The sequence below is a fragment of the Flavitalea flava genome (assembly GCF_054461575.1).
The window spans coordinates 1-17,845 of sequence record NZ_JBTLQH010000055.1; the positions used below are offsets into that span (position 1 = coordinate 1).

General features: G+C 44.9%; 14 protein-coding genes. 12 read left to right on the plus strand and 2 right to left on the minus strand.

Translation table 11 applies throughout. The annotated features are described in order from the left end of the window. A partial coding sequence (locus ACX0G9_RS28040; RefSeq protein ID WP_459068298.1) for an O-fucosyltransferase family protein occupies positions 1-353 on the minus strand: 353 nt, incomplete at its 3' end. A 146-nt stretch (positions 354-499) separates the two neighbouring features. Between ACX0G9_RS28040 and ACX0G9_RS28045 the strand changes: the two genes are divergently transcribed. After that, the gene (locus ACX0G9_RS28045; RefSeq protein WP_459068299.1) at positions 500-1,279 is read left to right on the plus strand and encodes an FkbM family methyltransferase; all 780 of its coding nucleotides are present in this window, start codon (positions 500-502) and stop codon (positions 1,277-1,279) included. A gap of 8 nt (positions 1,280-1,287) precedes the next feature. On the opposite strand, the gene ACX0G9_RS28050 is transcribed toward ACX0G9_RS28045, so the two are convergent. Beyond that, positions 1,288-1,917 carry an FkbM family methyltransferase gene (locus ACX0G9_RS28050; RefSeq protein WP_459068300.1) on the minus strand — a complete coding sequence of 210 codons (630 nt, stop codon included), beginning with the start codon at positions 1,915-1,917 and terminating at the stop codon, positions 1,288-1,290. A gap of 242 nt (positions 1,918-2,159) precedes the next feature. Between ACX0G9_RS28050 and ACX0G9_RS28055 the strand changes: the two genes are divergently transcribed. The 11 genes from ACX0G9_RS28055 (at position 2,160) to ACX0G9_RS28105 (ending at position 17,827) form a co-directional block, all read left to right on the plus strand. Beyond that, positions 2,160-3,110 carry a glycosyltransferase family 2 protein gene (locus ACX0G9_RS28055; protein ID WP_459068301.1) on the plus strand — a complete coding sequence of 317 codons (951 nt, stop codon included), beginning with the start codon at positions 2,160-2,162 and terminating at the stop codon, positions 3,108-3,110. Beyond that, entirely contained in the window at positions 3,107-4,114 is a 1,008-nt protein-coding gene (locus ACX0G9_RS28060; RefSeq protein ID WP_459068302.1) for a glycosyltransferase family 2 protein, read from the plus strand. The genes ACX0G9_RS28055 and ACX0G9_RS28060 overlap by 4 nt, the downstream gene beginning before the upstream one ends. A gap of 89 nt (positions 4,115-4,203) precedes the next feature. Beyond that, positions 4,204-5,766: a histidine ammonia-lyase gene (gene hutH, locus ACX0G9_RS28065; protein WP_459068303.1), complete on the plus strand. Its 1,563-nt coding sequence runs from the start codon at positions 4,204-4,206 to the stop codon at positions 5,764-5,766. 11 nt (positions 5,767-5,777) lie between these two features. Continuing rightward, on the plus strand, positions 5,778-7,457 hold the full coding sequence (gene hutU / locus ACX0G9_RS28070; protein ID WP_459068304.1) for a urocanate hydratase: 1,680 nt from the start codon (positions 5,778-5,780) through the stop codon (positions 7,455-7,457). Positions 7,458-7,567: 110 nt separating this feature from the next. Further along, a complete protein-coding gene (locus ACX0G9_RS28075) occupies positions 7,568-8,344 on the plus strand; it encodes a LamG domain-containing protein (RefSeq protein ID WP_459068305.1) in 777 nt (258 codons plus the stop codon). 275 nt (positions 8,345-8,619) lie between these two features. Continuing rightward, positions 8,620-8,967: an RNA recognition motif domain-containing protein gene (locus ACX0G9_RS28080; RefSeq protein WP_459068306.1), complete on the plus strand. Its 348-nt coding sequence runs from the start codon at positions 8,620-8,622 to the stop codon at positions 8,965-8,967. A 305-nt stretch (positions 8,968-9,272) separates the two neighbouring features. Next, a complete protein-coding gene (locus ACX0G9_RS28085; protein ID WP_459068307.1) occupies positions 9,273-11,513 on the plus strand; it encodes a bifunctional alpha,alpha-trehalose-phosphate synthase (UDP-forming)/trehalose-phosphatase in 2,241 nt (746 codons plus the stop codon). An 88-nt stretch (positions 11,514-11,601) separates the two neighbouring features. After that, positions 11,602-12,906: an imidazolonepropionase gene (gene hutI, locus ACX0G9_RS28090; RefSeq protein WP_459068308.1), complete on the plus strand. Its 1,305-nt coding sequence runs from the start codon at positions 11,602-11,604 to the stop codon at positions 12,904-12,906. A 23-nt stretch (positions 12,907-12,929) separates the two neighbouring features. Then, complete coding sequence (locus ACX0G9_RS28095; protein ID WP_459068309.1) at positions 12,930-14,987, plus strand: site-specific recombinase; 2,058 nt, start codon at positions 12,930-12,932, stop codon at positions 14,985-14,987. 63 nt (positions 14,988-15,050) lie between these two features. Beyond that, positions 15,051-16,739, plus strand: coding sequence for a glutamate formimidoyltransferase (gene ftcD, locus ACX0G9_RS28100; RefSeq protein WP_459068310.1), 1,689 nt, complete (start codon positions 15,051-15,053; stop codon positions 16,737-16,739). Positions 16,740-16,780: 41 nt separating this feature from the next. Next, entirely contained in the window at positions 16,781-17,827 is a 1,047-nt protein-coding gene (locus tag ACX0G9_RS28105) for a formimidoylglutamase (RefSeq protein ID WP_459068311.1), read from the plus strand. Positions 17,828-17,845: the final 18 nt, after the last annotated feature.

Here is a 17,845-nt window from a genome sequence, read left to right on the forward strand (position 1 = left end):
AAATAGAACTTTATGCCGGAAGACGACTGCAGGAATTCAGGCTGGAAATTATAGTTATCATTTTCCTCAAACAGGGTATATCCTAATAAGTTGAAAAATAGAATGATAGGTTTTGAAAACCACCTGAGTTTTTTATAGGCAAGTCCAAGATAAAAAGTATAAAGAATTTTGTTAACCGCAGTATCTTCTTTTTTAATTCCAAATACCTTGTCCAATTCATAGCCGTTATGAATGTTTGCAGATTTTTTTGAAAATATAAATCTTGCCGAATCCGAAATCTGCTTCTTTTTTAAATAAAATGCATATTGAGACATTTGGTTGCCAAGACCATTAAATAGCAGTATCACATCCATAATGAACAAATTTAATGGTCTTAATCGAAAATATAGTTATTTTTGTGGATTTTTGGGACCGTGTCGAAATTCATTGAAAAATAATTGTCGCAATGGCTTTTTTATTAGTTAATCTCATTGAAGGTGTAAAATATAGGATAAAAAAAATGTTCCATCGCCCGTATAATGTGTTTGATATCGGATGGTTCAAGGAGAAACGCTTAAAACATCAGACGGATGGCGGTTTGAAATATCATTTATATAAAAATAAATATAAAATTGCCTTTAAGGACGCTACTGAATTTTTAGTCTCCATAGACGAATTATTTATAAACGAATTCTACAAATTCAGGTCGCATACGGATCGTCCCAAAATAATCGATTGTGGTTCTTACATCGGGACAAGCATTCTTTATTTTAAGGTCAATTATCCAAATGCAATTGTCACCGGATTTGAACCGGATCCTTCAAATTATACTCTTTTAAAACGAAACCTGGATAACTGGGCTTTTAATGATACCCATGTTTTTAATGCAGCAATCTGGATAAATAATGACAGCATTTCTTTTACTTCATCCGGCAATATGGGCAGTAAGATAGAAATGGGTACCAATCTGCCCGATGGAAATGGCAAAGTGAAATGCGTTCGTTTAAGCGAGCTTTTGAATGAAGAAATTGATTTTTTAAAGGTCGATATTGAGGGCGCTGAATTGCCGGTATTAAGGGATTGTTCGGATAATTTGAAAAATGTCAGGAACCTATTTATCGAGTATCATGGGAAATATAGCAAATTATCCGAGTTGAACGAAATTTTGGACATCCTCCTGCGCAATGATTTTAAATACTATATTAAGGAAGGAAGTGTAGTTCATCCCAAACCCTTTTTAGATAAAGACATAACCGTTGATTACGATATGTTATTGAATATATTTGCTTTCAGAGACTAACAACGGGATTACTTCTTTTTGTAAACGATATCATAATAACTTCCTCCTCCACGACGTTTGGCAAATCGGTGACGGGTATATTCTTTGAACCCGTGATTCTCCAAAAATAGATGCAGATCCTCGACCTGACAGCAGCCTTTATAGGATTCAAAGTCGGGAACCTCGGCTTTAATATAGGTAAAGCCTTCCAGAATGGGCGTTGCCCCTTTTAATACCAGCAATTCTGAACCCTGTGTGTCCATCACCAGCATATCATATTTTCTATGATCGATATCGTTGTCTTTTAACAGAGATGGGAGGGAACTGCTCAGTATATTAATCGTCTTTTCATATTTTACTTCCGGCCATATATCGTGATGGAGATTTAGTTCCAGAATGGAAGACGACTCGCTATTATTTGCAAGATGAAATGGATATTCTGCATTGTCGAGGTCCGTAACAAGGCCCATGATGGCAATTTGTTCGGGAAAGTCTTTTAGATTGGCTTTAAGAGTCTCAAATGCTTCAGGGTTTGGCTCGATCCATATTACCAACAGACCATGTTTGGCATACAGCTCTATTTCCTGCCCGGTATTCGCGCCAACATGGATCACGCCTTTTACGTTTCTGAATACGGTATCCGGATTTTTTTTAAACATGAATTTGGCTCTACTCAAAATCGATCTCCCGGGCATATTTCAATTGATTTTTATAACTTGTGCCTTGCAAATTACGAAATGCTTTTATCATTTAATATGTATTTTTACCGAATATTTTAACCGGGCAGGGCCCGGTCGTGAAGGAGGGGCCCAAGGTCGGAATTTACCAACATTTTGCGTTTTCCGTTGAAGAATTGCAGTTAATAAGATCTTTCTACGGAACAATTATTCAAAAAATTTTTATGTCAGAAATTCCTTTAATATCAATCTGTATACCCGCCTATAAAAACATCGGATTTTTGAGGAGGCTTCTGGATTCGATTATTATCCAGACTTTCCGGAATTTCGAGGTCGTGGTAACGGACGACAGCCCAAATTTGGAAATAAATGACCTCTGCGAAACCTATACCGGACAATTTGCTATCAGTTATTTCCGCAATGACCGTCCATTGGGATCCCCGGATAATTGGAATGCGGCGGTCCGGGAGGCATCGGGGGAATGGATCAAGATCATGCATGATGACGATTGGTTTTCCGGCGAGCATAGTCTGGAGGAGTTCGCGCGGTCGATCGATGGAAATCCCGGATCTTCTTTTATTTTCGCTGCTTACAGGGATATTTTCCTGGATGAGGACCGGTCGCGTGAGGTCTTTGTCAATCCTTACCGGTTTAAGGCTTTTCTGCGTAATCAAACTGTCTTATTCGCTCGGAATATTATCGGCCCTCCAAGCGTCACCATTTATAAAAAAGAGAAGGGGGTAATATTCGATCCCAAGCTAAGATGGCTGGTGGATATTGAATTTTATATCCGTTATCTCAATGGAGCCAACCCTGTATATATTAATAAGCTATTGGTCAACGTAGGACTTGGTGATGAACAGGTAACCCGGGACTGTTTCAGGCTAAGGGCGGTTGAAATACCCGAAAACTTCCTTTTGTTGAACAAGGTAGGCGTACAAAACCTTAAAAACATAATGGTATATGATGCCTGGTGGCGTTTGATGCGCAACCTGGAGATAAAAGACAGCGAGGATATTTCCGGTTCCGGCTATTCTGGAGAAATACCTTCGGTAATTCTTTCCATGATCAACTGGCAAAAAAAAATACCTCTTTCTTTACTAAAGAATGGCATTTTCTCAAAGAGCCTGATGTTTTTTCATTACATCTTACATATTAACAGGATACCATCGTGACAGCGCTTTCCATCCTTATTGTAAATTATAAGACTCCGGAGCTTGTGCTCGATTGTTTGAAAAGCATTTATGAACAAACGAAAGGGATTTCTTTTGAGATTATTGTAGCTGACAATGCTTCCGGTGATAACAGCCGGGAGCGGATTCTGGAAGCATATCCTGCTGTATACTGGATCCAAATGAGTTATAATGCCGGTTTCGCCCGTGCCAATAATGAAGCCATTCGGCAATCCAGCAGCGAGGTGATACTTCTTCTTAATTCGGATACGATAATTGAGGACGGTTCCATCGAACGGTGTTTTTTAAATTTTTCTCATTCCGGCTATGCAGCCTGTGGTGTGCAATTGCTGAATACCGACCGGACTCCGCAAATATCCGGCAATTTTTTTATGAAAGGTGGTTTGAATTACCTGCTTCCCCTGCCTTACCTGGGGAGATTGATTAAATGGGGAGGAAACCTGTTTGAGATAGCCAAACCCAACGTACCGGATGCGGGGAATCTGATCGAAGTAGACTGGATCAACGGCGCGTTTTTAATGGTAAAAAAAGAGGTAACCGATAAGGCCGGACTGATGGATGAGGACTTTTTTCTCTATGCAGAAGAAGCAGAATGGTGCAGCCGGCTCAGAAAACTGGGGAAATTATGTATCTATGGCCAGTGCAAGGTGATCCACCTGCAGGGGGAATCGGCCAATGAAACCTTCAGCTCGGCCGGTAAAGGGTATACCAATTTATTTGACCGGAAAGGGCTTCAAATCATGATTTCTAATTTTGTCAGGATACGCAAACAATTTGGGGTAGGCTGGTTCCTGGTACAGCTTTTCTTTTACCTTCTGGAGATACCCGTTTTTTTTACGAGCTATTTGTTAACCCTGCCCTTTGGGGACAAATCCCACCAGCATTCCTTCTCCCAAATTACCGGTTACTGCCGCAATGTTGGCGTTCTGCTGGGTAAAAGCATGATCATCATCCGCAACAAGCCTTATTTTTATAAAGTGCTGTAATCCTTTTTTGTCAGGAGTAAAGGGGGGATTGTCAATTAAGAAGGTAATTTCTGATAAAAGCCGTTATTTTGAGGGTTTAAATGTATCATATGGATCAACCTTTTCAATACGGTATAGATACTCTTTCCCTTGGAATTGTGCTAAGTCTGGCAAATGGTACCCATAAGGGGGTACTTTCCTCAGCGGCTATTCAGAAGATCCGTGCCAGTCAACAAAACATAGCCAGGATCGTAAGCCAGAACACTACGGTGTATGGTGTGAATACGGGCTTCGGAATCCTCGCTAACACCAGGATCTCGGAAGAAGACACCAGGACCTTGCAGCATAAGATTCTCCAAAGTCATAGTGTAGGCGTGGGGGAGCCCATACCGTCAGATGTGGCCAGGATCATGATGATCACCAAGGTACATGCTCTGGCGCAGGGTTATTCAGGGGTACAGTTGGAAACCCTGGAACGGATCCTTTGGCACCTGGAAGAGGATGTAATCCCGGTGGTTCCTGAAAAAGGATCGGTAGGTGCTTCGGGTGATCTTGCTCCATTGGCGCATCTTTTTCTTCCATTGATAGGATTGGGGGAAGTGTTTTATAAGGGCAAGAGACAAAAAACCCAGGATGTCCTTCTGCAAACCGGAATGTCTCCTATCAGCCTCGGACCAAAAGAGGGGTTGGCCCTCATCAATGGGACGCAATTTATCCTGGCTTTTGCTGTAAAGGCAGTACAACGGATGCATAACTGCCTCGAAGCCGCTGATATTATCGGGGCCATGAGCCTGGAAGCCCTGACGGGGACCAAGGCGCCTTTTGACGAACGATTGCATGCCTTACGACCTTTTAAAGGTAACCAACTAGTTGCCCGGCGGCTAAGGCTTTTACTGCATGACAGCGACATTATGCAAAGCCATGTGGATTGCGGCCGGGTACAGGATCCCTATTCCCTGAGGTGTATGCCTCAGGTACATGGAGCATCCCGGAACGCCTGGATCCATCTGAAGGAATTGACGGAGATCGAACTGAATGCGGTTACAGATAACCCGGTTATCCTTGGGCCAGACGATATTATCAGCGGGGGCAATTTTCATGGCCAGCCTCTTGCTCTTCCCTTAGACTATGCCTGTTTTGCTGCTGCTGAAATTGGCAATATTTCTGACCGCCGATGTTACTTATTGCTGGAAGGAAAGTGGGGGCTGCCCATGTTATTAATGAGCAATGTAGGTCTGAACAGTGGTTTTATGATTCCTCAATATACAACGGCGGCCCTCGTCACCGAGAATAAAACCCTTTGTTTTCCTGCAAGTGCCGACAGCATTCCAACTTCTCTTGGTCAGGAGGATCATGTGAGCATGGGAAGTATCAGTGGAAGGAAGTTAAACCAGGTATTGGATAACCTGGAATATATACTGGCCATTGAACTGATGAGTGCGACCCAGGCCATCGAATTCAGACGCCCTCTAAATAGTAGTGTGCTCTTGGAAACAGCTCATGATTATGTTCGGAATTTTGTGGAATTTGCCAGCGAAGACAGGATCTTTTCAGAAGATATCAATAAGCTCAAGACCATCATCCGCGATTTTTCTTTCGTGGAAAGGGTGAACAGGATCGCTTCCTCCAAAGGGATTTCCCTGCATGAAGGATTTGAGGATTTTACTATATAAAAACATTTTTTATGACTACGAAAACCTTCCATCGTTACGATCCTGTAAAATACAAAACTCCGATCGGCACGCAGCTAAACTGTAAGGGATGGGTTCAGGAGGCCGCTTTGAGAATGCTCCTGAATAATCTGGATCCGGAGGTGGCAGAACGACCGGATGAACTGATCGTATATGGCGGTCGCGGAAAAGCGGCCAGGAACTTCGAGGCCCTTGACCTTATCATCAAAGCGCTGAAAGACCTGGAAGAGGACGAAACCCTGCTTGTGCAAAGCGGTAAACCGGTAGGCATTCTCAAAACACATAGGGATTCGCCCAGAGTATTAATCTCTAATTCTCAACTCGTACCTAAATGGGCGGACTGGGAGCATTTCGATGAGCTGGAGAAAAAGGGGCTTATGATGTATGGACAGATGACAGCGGGATCCTGGATCTATATCGGTTCTCAGGGGATCGTTCAGGGCACCTATGAAACCTATTCCGCAGCGGCGGATAAACATTTCGGCGGCTCGCTGAAAGGGACCCTGAATGTTACCGCCGGATTGGGCGGAATGGGCGGTGCCCAGCCTTTAGCTATAACCATGAACGGAGGAGTAGCCCTGGTAGCGGAAGTCGAGGAATGGAGAATAGACAAACGGATCGAAACCAGGTATCTTGATTTCAAGTTCCTGGATATGGATAAGGCGATTGACCGTGCGCTGGAAGCAAGAAAAAGGGGCGAAGCGATTTCCATTGGTGTATTATGCAATGCAGTTCACTTACTGGAACGGATGATCGAAAGAAATACCGTTCCCGATACCCTCACCGATCAGACTTCTGCCCATGATCCGTTGATCGGATACTGGCCTCATGAAATTTCATACGAACAGGCAAAAATTTTACGGGAGCAATACCCAAAACAATATATCGCTTATGCGTACACTTCCATGCGGCGTCATGTTGAATTAATGCTGGAACTACAAGGTAAGGGAGCGATCACGTTCGATTACGGAAATAACCTGCGCGCACGGGCAAAAGAAAAAGGGCTGGAAAATGCCTTTGATTTCCCTGGCTTTGTACCTGCTTATATCCGGCCCTTGTTCTGTGAAGGAAAAGGGCCTTTCCGTTGGGCCGCTCTAAGCGGTGACCCTAAGGATATTGCCGTCACTGATGAAGTGATCTCAAAGTTGTTCCCTGAAAATTCCTCCCTGCAGCGTTGGCTCAAACTGGCAAAGGAAAAAATTGCTTTTCAGGGATTGCCGGCACGAATTTGCTGGCTTGGTCAGGGAGAAAGAGAAAAAGCAGGCCTTGCGTTTAATGAATTGGTCCGTTCCGGCAGGGTAAAAGCTCCGATCGTAATCGGACGGGACCACCTGGATACGGGCTCCGTAGCTTCCCCCAACAGGGAAACCGAAGCTATGCTGGATGGCAGCGATGCGGTAGCAGATTGGCCAATATTGAATGCACTGGTTAACACCGCCGGTGGCGCAAGTTGGGTGAGCCTTCATCATGGCGGAGGAGTAGGAATGGGGTATAGTATTCATGCCGGAATGGTGATCGTTGCGGATGGAACTCCTGAAGCCGCCATCAGGCTTAGCCGGGTATTGCGTAATGATCCGGGAATGGGAGTGATCCGGCATGCGGATGCGGGCTATGATATTGCCAGGGATACTTCCCGAATGCACGGATTGGATATTCAGGAAAGATTAAAATAATCTTAAACAAAATACAATAAACAACATTTTTGATTCCTAGGAACAAGGTTGTACTTTCGCCAATATTGCTCTTTTAAATAACCTATATACCTAACCTTAAACGTGTGTTTATGAAATTTTCAGCTCTTCTGTTTGGTTCAGCTCTTGTAGTTCTTTTTTCCTGTAAGAAGGATACCACTCCCGATCCCCCTAAAACCAGCAATATACATTTAAAAACAGGGTTACTAGTCTATTTGCCCTTCGATGGCAATATGGCGGATTCGAGCGGAAATGGAAATGTTACCGAAGCAATTGCAGGAGCCAAACTTGATTTTGACGAGCATGGGTATGCTAACAGTGCTTTCGGAGGAACCGGAAATGGAGAAAGGATCGTGGTAACGAACAACGGATCCATCAAATTCGATACCGCCTTTACCATCTCTCAAAATGTTATGATCCGAAACTGGTCTGGACAGACTTTTAGTGTAATGGTGAACAGATCGAATGGGACCGGTGTCTCTTTTGGAATCGGTCTGGGTACACCCGGTATTAATAATTTTAATTTTACCGTAACGACTAACCTTGCAACTTGCGACAAGCCGGTTGACTATTTTAATACTGTCGTGGATACTTCATCTCTTATTCTCCAGCCGGAAAGCTGGTATAATGTGGTTGGAATATTTCATAACGGGACACTCCAGATCTATGTAAATGGTAAACTAGTTTCTACCAAGACTGGAGCCAGCTCAACGGTGGCCGTATGTCCGCAAGCTCAATTTGTTGTCGGCGGTTGGTGGGATGCTGATCCCCAAAGCATTAACGGGAAATTGGATGAGGTAAGATTATACAACCGCGTTCTTAATGCAGATGAAATTGCGGAATTATCCAAGGATTTTCAGAACGATTAGTAGATCAGGCAGTCCTAAAATGGGATAATCCTAGAAAATTAAAGCTATAAAAAGGGGCTGTTCTGACCGGAACGGCCCTTTTAAATAAAATACATTGTGTTATTATTAAAATTTTCCTTAATTTTATAAGGTTATTTTACCCTGTGTAAGCACACAGTATACGAACGATGCTAATTCTTTACTTTTCCTACCAGTAATAGTTTTCTTCTTCCTTACTAGTTGCTTTCTGAAAAATAACAGGTATTTATTTTTTATTTTTTTTTAATTTTTGTTTTATGAACATTTATGTTTCGAATCTGAGTTTTCACACAACTGATGAAGACCTCAAGAACCTTTTTGAAAAGTTTGGTGCTGTAAGCTCTGCTAAAGTGATCATGGATAAGGTCAGTGGCAGATCACGCGGTTTTGGCTTTGTTGAAATGTCATCTGAAGAAGAAGGCAAAGAAGCTATGGCGAGCCTTAACAACAAGGAAATTGAAGGCCGTGCTATCGCGGTTTCTGTTGCAAGGGAAAAAGAAGACAGAGGCGGCGGCGGCGGTGGTTTCTCCCGTGGCGGAAGTGGCGGCGGTGGCGGCTATTCCCGTGGTGGAAACAGCGGCGGCGGTGGCAATAGAAGATGGTAATTGCATTCTCCCAATAGAATTATTAAGAGTCCTGCCAAAGCGGGACTCTTTTTTTGTGGGTGGTGCTTCATTTAAAATGTGTCGCAGCGCCCACAAAAAAATATTTGCATCGCGCCCATGGACAAAAGCCCCTAGGGAAGCCCCATTCTAAGTTGATTTTAATTCTTAACACAATTCTCCTGGTTCACCACCCCAACAGTTACCAAATGGGTATAATTCAATCCTTTAGGGGTCATTTGTCCAATTCTTGGCCCCATTGTTGGGTTTAAAAAGGAAGATCCTCCGTTTAAAAAATCTTCCGAGCTATGGGACGACTTATAATTATTTCCAACCGACTGCCTTTTTCTCTGGACAAAGAAGGGGATAAGGTGAGCCTCCGGCAAAGTTCGGGAGGCCTGGTGTCGGCCATTAAAAGCTATTTCGAGAGCAGTGCCTATCCAAAAGGCGGTATGACGGAAAAAATGTGGATGGGTGTGGCGGATTTTCCACAGGAAGATTGGGAACTGGCGGTCGCCACCCATGCTGCAAAACAAGATTTTAGTGTAGTTCCACTTTTTGTGGATAATGATCTTTATGACCGGTACTATAATGGATTTTCCAATTCCGTCCTCTGGCCTTTATTTCATTATTTTTCTTCCCTGGCTGTATATGAACAGGCTTATTTCGAAGCCTACGTCCGTGTTAACCAACTTTTTGCCGAAAAAATAAGCTCCATGCTGGAACCGGGAGATCAGGTCTGGGTACATGATTACCAATTGATGCTTTTACCTCATATGCTAAGGCTGAAAAAGCCTGATGCCACTATCGGCTTTTTTTTGCATATACCTTTTCCTTCCTACGAAATATTCCGACTCTTACCTACCGAATGGAAGAAGTCATTATTGCATGGATTGATGGGAGCAGATCTTATCGGTTTCCATACATACGACTATGTACAGCATTTTTTGCAATCGGTTAAAATGTTGTTGGGAGTAGATAATAATTTCCATAACCTTCAATACCAGGACCGTTTGATCCGGATCGATCTTTTTCCCATCGGAATCGATTTTCAAAAGTTCCATCAGACCGCAGAAGATCGGGAGGTAATGAATATACGAAGTAAGATCAGGAGCAATTTTGAAGATAAAAAGATCATTTTTTCTGTCGATCGGTTGGATTACACCAAGGGCCTGATGCATCGGCTCGACGGGTTTGTGTATTTCCTGGAACGATATCCGGAATGGAAGGAAAAAGTGGTTTTCATCCTGAATATTGTTCCTTCCAGAGACACGATACCTGCGTATAATGACAGGAAAAAAATGATCGAAGAAAAGATCGGCATGATAAATGGCCGGTATTCCGCTCTTCACTGGCAACCCATTATTTACCGGTACAATCATCTGCCCTTTAACGAATTGGCGGCTCTTTATCAGGCGGCAGATGTTGCCCTCATCACACCATTGCGGGATGGTATGAACCTGGTGGCCAAAGAATATGTAGCCAGTTGCGCCTCCGGCAAGGGCGTGCTGATTCTGAGTGAACTGACGGGAGCTGCCAGTGAATTAAGCGAATCCATCCTGGTTAACCCAACAGATACTGCAGAAGTAGCCTCTTCGATTACCAGGGCCCTGGCTATGCCATTTTCCGAACAACGGAGCAGGCTAACGCTTATGCAAAACCGCCTTCGGGAATATGATGTGGTCAAATGGGTAAACGATTTCCTGGATCAATTGACCCAGTTGAAGCAGGAGCAGCAGAATCAAAAGGTCAGGCTTCTTGATGAGAGAGCCATCGCAGTTATACGGCAGCATTATCACCGGGCAACTAACCGGTGTCTGTTATTGGATTATGATGGCACGCTCGTTCCTTTTTCAAGATTGCCTTCCGAGGCATCCCCGGATAAAGCCGTAAAAGAACTTTTATTACGGTTATCTTCCGACCCCGCCAACCAAATTGTAGTCATCAGCGGCAGGGATATGGATTCCCTGGAACGATGGCTCGGCGCTATGCCATTAACCCTTGTGGCTGAGCATGGCGCCAGTTTCAGGATAAAACAAGGACCCTGGCAGCAAATGGCATCGGCCCCGGATAGTTGGAAGGAAGAGATCCGACGTATCATGCAGCTTTTCGCTATCCGTTGTGCAGGGTCATTTATTGAGGAAAAGACAAATACTATTGCCTGGCATTATCGTAATACTCAACCCGGCCTGGGTTTTTCCCGTTCGCGTGAATTGCTGAATACGCTTTCTCAACTCATTCAAAACACAGCCTTACAGGTGATCGATGGAAATAAAGTGCTGGAAGTAAGAATTTCAGGTTTTGATAAGGGATCCGCAGCGCTTAAAATAATTCATGAGATCAATCCCGATTTTATTTTATGTATGGGCGACGATACAACGGATGAAGATATGTTCAAGGTACTGGAAAAGGACGCCTACACGATTAAAGTGAACAATGGCGCCTCTTCGGCTAAGTATACCATCCTTTCCCAGGAACAGGTAATACCCATCCTTAACCTGATGACTTTGCCTGCTGCTGTTAACGGAAAAACAATACCCGTTCAATAACGACAATTCCGGATTATAAGGTTGCCAAATCCTCAAACAGGAATCGATTTTTTGTGATCCGGATGCTCAGAAAAAGCTACCTTAGAGCATGGCTTCCCGATTGATCGTTAATTGTAAACAGTTAGTGAATACCCGTGAACAAAGCCATTTGTTACGGGGGGCAGATCTGGCCGATCTTCCCTGTATCGAAAACGCCTGGCTTCATACAGAAGACGGAGAAATTGCCGGTTTCGGTCCGATGTCAGCACTGCCTGAAGTTCTTGCAAAAAGAGTTTCCCGGTTAAAACCTGTGGCCGTTCAGCATCCTTTACGACCTGATGAGGGGAAGGGAGACGGTGTCGTCGACGCTACCGGGCAATTCATTCTTCCTGCCTGGTGCGATAGCCATACCCACCTGGTATTTTCAGGGAGCAGGGAGGCGGAATTCGTAGGCAAGATAAAAGGCTTAAGTTATGCGGAGATAAATGCACGCGGAGGGGGGATACTGAATTCGGCCAGGAAATTAAATGAAACCACAGAAGATGAATTGTTCAATCAGGCCTGGAAAAGACTGGAAGAATTAAGCCGCCTCGGTACAGGAGCTATCGAGATCAAAAGTGGATATGGTTTGACAGTGGAAGGGGAATTAAAAATGCTCCGGGTTATAAAAAAATTGAAAGAAAAATCTTCTCTTTCCATAAAAGCCACCTTTTTGGGTGCGCATACTTACCCGCCTGGCTTCAAAGAAAATCATGAGGGGTATATCGATTTACTGATTAATGAAATGCTTCCGGTGATCGCCCGGGAAAAGCTGGCGGATTATATCGATGTATTTTGTGAAAAAGGGTTTTTCAGCGCAGAAGAAACAGAAAGAATCTGCAAAGCCGGGATGACCTTTGGTCTGGGTGCCAAGATCCATGCCAACCAGCTTAGCCTGTCCGGAGGTGTCCAGACTGGCGTAAAACTGGGGGCATTGTCGGTTGACCACCTGGAGACCATGGATGAAGAAACCATTGCGGTACTTGCTCAATCCGGTACTATCGGCACTTTACTACCTACCGCAGCTTTCTTTTTACGTATGCCTTTTCAACCCGCCCGTCAATTGATCGAGGCCAATTGTGCTATTGCGCTGGCTTCTGATTTTAACCCGGGTTCTTCTCCCAGCGGAAATATGAACCTGGTAGTTGCCATGAGCTGCATCCAAATGAAACTTTTACCGGAAGAAGCTATTAATGCGGCTACACTGAATGGTGCATTTGCTATGGGGCTGGGTTCCAGTCTGGGAAGTATAACGCCCGGGAAAAAGGCAAATCTGATCTTTACAAGGCCTATACCTTCACTGGCCTATCTGCCTTATGCTTTTGGTACCAATCTGATCGATAGGGTGATGATTGAAGGAGAATGGGTTTCCTGAAAAGACCTTTATACTGGAAAATTATGTTTGGACGAAAAAATGGGAAAAAACCGGATTTCATTACTTCCGCTTTAGCGGAAACTACCGTACTACCGATCTCGGACAACCGACAGGGCCTGGATTTCCTGGTTGGTTTCTTTTCTGCAATCAGGCCGGCACGAGGAAAACCTGATCCCGGTAAAAACCTGGAGGCCCTTACGGCGGTCCTGCATCAAAACCCGGTTTTCTTAAACAATCTACGGCATGCCATTCTTTCCCAACTGATCCGGACAGATCTATCTTCTGCACTTACCGAGAGCGGCATTCCGTTGGCCAGGGGATTCTGGCAGGAATTTTTCGGAAGGCTGCGGCACAAACTATTACCGCCGCTTCAGAATGAAAATGATTTTTTGTATGTCCTGGACCGGGTCTTTTTCCGGAACGAAGATTTTCAATGGGTAGAGAAAATACCGCGCAAAAGCTGGATACAATTTTTCGAAAGTGTAGGGATAACCCTTCGTGTCCATGACAAACGGATTGTTCGTCAATTGCTTCAATCCATGAAAACCCTCACTTTCCAGGTTGCCCAGCTGGGACTGGAAAAGGAAGTCCTGAATTATATTACCCAGGATGAACAGGATAAAAACCCGTTCGTGGAACAGAATTACCTTATCCATGATCTCGAAGAATGGATGCTGAAAGAGGAACCGGCAAATCCCCCATATGAACTTTTAGAAAGGATCGGGTTGGTATTTGCAAAATGTTATGAAAGCCTGGAACGTATCCGGGAAAATCAATCTCAAAAAGGAGCCAGTCTTCATCAAACCTATATTCTGATTCTGCTGGCCAACCGGTTGGACAGGATGTCGATCCTGATAGATCTGCTGGATAATAATATCAGGGACAAAAATTCGAAAGCACCGGTGGAGCAGGATACCGGAAAATTCGTTGATTTTTTCAGAATGCTTGTCCGGTATGAAAACCGGAAGAACAGTATACTCGAATTTATGTCCCGGACGATGGGATATCTTGCCTACCAGATCGCCGAACATAAAGGGGTCAAAGGAAATAAATACATTACCTCCAGTCCGGCAGAGTACAGGGCCATGTTGTTGAGCGCTATGGGAGGAGGAGCCTGGGTTTGTATGGTCGTGCTTATCAAGAACCTGCTGATCAAAATGCCGATGGCCATTTTCTGGCATGGATTCGCCTATAGCGTCAACTATAGCATTGGCTTTATCCTGATCGAAGAGACGCATACTACGCTGGCCACGAAACAACCTGCCTTTACAGCAAGCGCTGTAGCCGTTTCGTTGGATACCCGGAAAAATTCACAGCCGAACTTATACAACCTTGCACTTACCGTAGCTAAAGTATCCCGAAGCCAGATCGCTTCTTTTGCCGGCAATCTGATGGTCATGTTTCCGGGGATGTGGCTCATCGCCTGGGGTTATGAAAAAATAGTGGGTTCGAAGCTCGTCGCGGGTGAGGCTGCCGCTGCCATACTTAAAGACCAGCATCCCTGGCAGAGCCTCTCCCTTTTGTATGCGGCCAATACCGGTTTTTTCCTTTTCCTCAGTGGTATTATTGCCGGTTATGTCCAGAACAAGATACAATACAGCCATGTGGCTGAAAGGCTCCAGACGCATCCTTTACTGCGATTGTCTTTTTCGACGGATAGGCTTCGCCGGTTGGGGGATTATGTGGAAAAACATGCAGGCTCGATCGTAGGGAGTATCGCCCTTGGGTTTTTTCTGGGTATGGCCAGTATTATCGTCAAGATATTCGGGATCCCCTTTGATATCCGGCATATCACCATCTCGGCAGGAAACACTTCCCTGGCTGTCTATGGTCTGGGGTTTGACCATGTTCGGCCCTGGTACCTGGTGACGGTGGTAATGGGAGTACTGGGGATCGGTTTGGTGAACTTCCTGGTCAGTTTTTCCCTGGCCTTTTTCGTGGCCGTAAAATCAAGAGGAGTACGTTTGAAGGATTATCCCGAGTTCCTGGGTATCCTGTTTCGGTATTTCCGTAACAATCCCCTGGATTTTATCCGTCCCAGGTCCCGGAAGGAGCAGAATAGCCAGGTAAGTACGGAGTAAAAGACATTATATTACATTTGCACTACACTAACGATTTGCAAAATAAAACCCGAAACAGAAACTATGGATCAGATCATTGAATGCGTTCCCAATTTCAGCGAAGGTCAGAATAGTGAAATAATCAAACAGATTACCGATGAGATCGAAGGGGTGGAAGGAGTCAGGTTGTTGAATGTCGATCCGGGTAAAGCGACGAACAGGACAGTGGTAACTTTTGTGGGGAACCCGGCTTCTGTGATTGAGGCGGCTTTTTTAGCCATAAAGAAGGCTGGCGAATTGATCGATATGACCAGCCATAAGGGAGAGCATCCCCGTATGGGCTCCACCGATGTTTGTCCCCTGATTCCTATAGCCGGGATCAGTATGGAGGAAACAGCGGTATGGGCTAAAAAGCTAGGAGAAAGGGTGGGAAAGGAATTACAAATACCTATTTATTTATATGAAGCTGCGCAGCCTGATAAAAGCCGCAACAATCTTTCGGTGATCAGGGCCGGCGAATATGAAGGTTTTTTTAAAAAGATAAAACAGCCGGAGTGGGCTCCGGATTATGGGCCTGCCGAATTCGACGCCAAACGGGGTGGCACAGTCATCGGCGCCAGGGATTTTTTGGTGGCCTATAATGTTAACCTGAACACGACATCTACCCGGCGGGCCAACTCTATTGCTTTTGATGTTCGTGAAGCCGGACGGGTGAAGCGGGAGGGAAATCCTGTAACCGGGAAAATTGTCTCCGATGAACAGGGCAAACCGGTTCATATCCCCGGAAGTCTCAAGTCGGTAAAGGCCATCGGCTGGTTTATCGAAGAATATGGAGTGGCACAGATTTCTATGAATCTTACTAATATTAAAGTTACTCCTGTCCATATTGCCTTTGACGAAGTATGCAAAAGCGCGGCGGTCAGGGGGATCCGGGTCACCGGCAGCGAATTGGTAGGGTTGATCCCATTACAGGCTCTGCTGGATGCCGGTAGTTATTTTCTCCAAAAACAACAGCGCTCGACGGGTGTATCGGAAAAGGAATTGATCCGGATTGCCGTATTGTCGATGGGCCTGGATGAACTGGGGCCTTTCCTGCCTGAAGAACGGATCATTGAATATCTCCTCCGTAATACAGAAGATAGCCGGCTGGTAAGCATGTCCCTAACCGGTTTTGCAGATGAGACGGCCAGCGAAAGCCCCGCTCCGGGAGGAGGCTCTATTGCAGCGTATGTTGGTGCGCTGGGAACTTCTCTGGCTACCATGGTCGCCAATTTGTCGGCTCATAAAAAGGGGTGGGATGACCGTTGGGAAACCTTTAGTGACTGGGCAAAAAAAGGGCAGGAGTATAAAAACAAATTGATCAGATTGGTTGATGCGGATACAAAAGCATTCAATGGGATCATGGCTGCCTTTGGCCTGGCTAAATCAACCGCTGAAGAAAAAGAGAATCGCCGCCTGGCCATTCAGCAAGCAACCAAGGTTGCAATCGACATCCCTTTACAGGTCATGCAGGTGACATATGCCAGTATGGAGGTGATCAAAGCTATGGCCGAAACGGGTAATCTCAATTCTGTTTCAGACGCCGGAGTAGGGGCTTTGTGCGCCAGGTCAGCAGTAATGGGCGCTTTTATGAATGTTCGGATAAATGCAGCCGGTTGCGATGACAAAATATTTGCAAAGGAGAAAATTGCCATCGGGAAGGATATCGAAGATAAAACGATTGCCCTTGAAAAAGAGATCTTACGGATCGTGAACGAAAAAATCGATGTTTAATAAGGATACGCCATTATTTTATTTCGAATAAACCATCAGCCATGCAGCATCTTAAAATTTACAATAAGCAGGATATTCTGTCAGTAACGAAAATCCGCAAGTTCGAGACTAAATTGGGAGAGCGGTTATTGGTGCTAAAGGATCCTGCTGCCCTTGGCTTATCATTGGAACAAACCGAGGCCGAATATATTTTGGTAGGTGTTCCAGAGGATATCGGCGTAAAGGCAAATTTGGGTGAAGGAGGAGCCGGAACGGCCTGGACACCTTTTTTGCAGAGTTTTTTAAATATTCAAAGTAATGATTTCCTGGAAGGAGAGCGGATACTTCTGCTTGGGCATTTTGATTTCAGTGATCTGCAACAATTGATCGAAGCCAATGCCCATGGGCCCGAGGAAAAAACGGAAGCCTACCGGCATGCGGTGCAAACGATCGACCAGGAAGTGGAATCACTGGTAAATATCATTACAGCCAGTGGAAAAGTACCGATCATAATAGGCGGCGGCCATAACAATGCTTATCCGCTGATCAAAGGCGCGGCAAAGGGGCTGTATAAAGCCGGACATATACCGCTTGCCCAGATCAACTGCGTGAATTTAGACGCGCATACCGATTACCGGCCCATTGAGGGAAGACACAGCGGCAACGGGTTCCGTTATGCAGAGGAAGATGGCTACCTGGGAAAATATTGTGTGATCGGCGTTCAGGAGAACTACCTGCAGCAGAATGTTTGGCTGGATATCGTAAATAATCCTTTCATGGATATCATCACATATGAGGATATTTTTTTGTTGGAAAAAAAGAACTTTATCCAGGCGGTCGCCCATGCAACCGGTTTTACCGAAGATAGTTTTATCGGTCTGGAACTGGACCTGGATTGCCTGGAGCATGTATTGAGCGCTGCCATGACGCCTTCAGGTTTGTCTCCTCTTCATGCCAGACAATATGTGACATTTGCCGCTACGGATTCAAAAATTGCTTATCTGCATATCTGCGAAGGTGCTACCGCCTTACAATACGGGGGAAGGGATATTTCAACCGGTAAGCTGATTAGTTTTATCGTTTCTGATTTTATTAAGGCCAGGGATTAAAGTCCTCACGCGGATTTC

Excerpts from the sequence above, each read along its gene's own strand:
- ACX0G9_RS28105 (WP_459068311.1), top strand. The coding sequence starts at position 16,781 with ATGCAGCATCTTAAAATTTACAATAAGCAGGATATTCTGTCAGTAACG.
- ftcD (WP_459068310.1), top strand. The coding sequence starts at position 15,051 with ATGGATCAGATCATTGAATGCGTTCCCAATTTCAGCGAAGGTCAGAAT.
- ACX0G9_RS28080 (WP_459068306.1), top strand. The coding sequence starts at position 8,620 with ATGAACATTTATGTTTCGAATCTGAGTTTTCACACAACTGATGAAGAC.
- ACX0G9_RS28075 (WP_459068305.1), top strand. The coding sequence starts at position 7,568 with ATGAAATTTTCAGCTCTTCTGTTTGGTTCAGCTCTTGTAGTTCTTTTT.
- hutI (WP_459068308.1), top strand. The coding sequence starts at position 11,602 with ATGGCTTCCCGATTGATCGTTAATTGTAAACAGTTAGTGAATACCCGT.
- ACX0G9_RS28050 (WP_459068300.1), bottom strand. The coding sequence starts at position 1,917 with ATGTTTAAAAAAAATCCGGATACCGTATTCAGAAACGTAAAAGGCGTG.
- hutH (WP_459068303.1), top strand. The coding sequence starts at position 4,204 with ATGGATCAACCTTTTCAATACGGTATAGATACTCTTTCCCTTGGAATT.
- ACX0G9_RS28085 (WP_459068307.1), top strand. The coding sequence starts at position 9,273 with ATGGGACGACTTATAATTATTTCCAACCGACTGCCTTTTTCTCTGGAC.
- ACX0G9_RS28095 (WP_459068309.1), top strand. The coding sequence starts at position 12,930 with ATGTTTGGACGAAAAAATGGGAAAAAACCGGATTTCATTACTTCCGCT.
- ACX0G9_RS28045 (WP_459068299.1), top strand. The coding sequence starts at position 500 with ATGTTCCATCGCCCGTATAATGTGTTTGATATCGGATGGTTCAAGGAG.
- ACX0G9_RS28055 (WP_459068301.1), top strand. The coding sequence starts at position 2,160 with ATGTCAGAAATTCCTTTAATATCAATCTGTATACCCGCCTATAAAAAC.
- hutU (WP_459068304.1), top strand. The coding sequence starts at position 5,778 with ATGACTACGAAAACCTTCCATCGTTACGATCCTGTAAAATACAAAACT.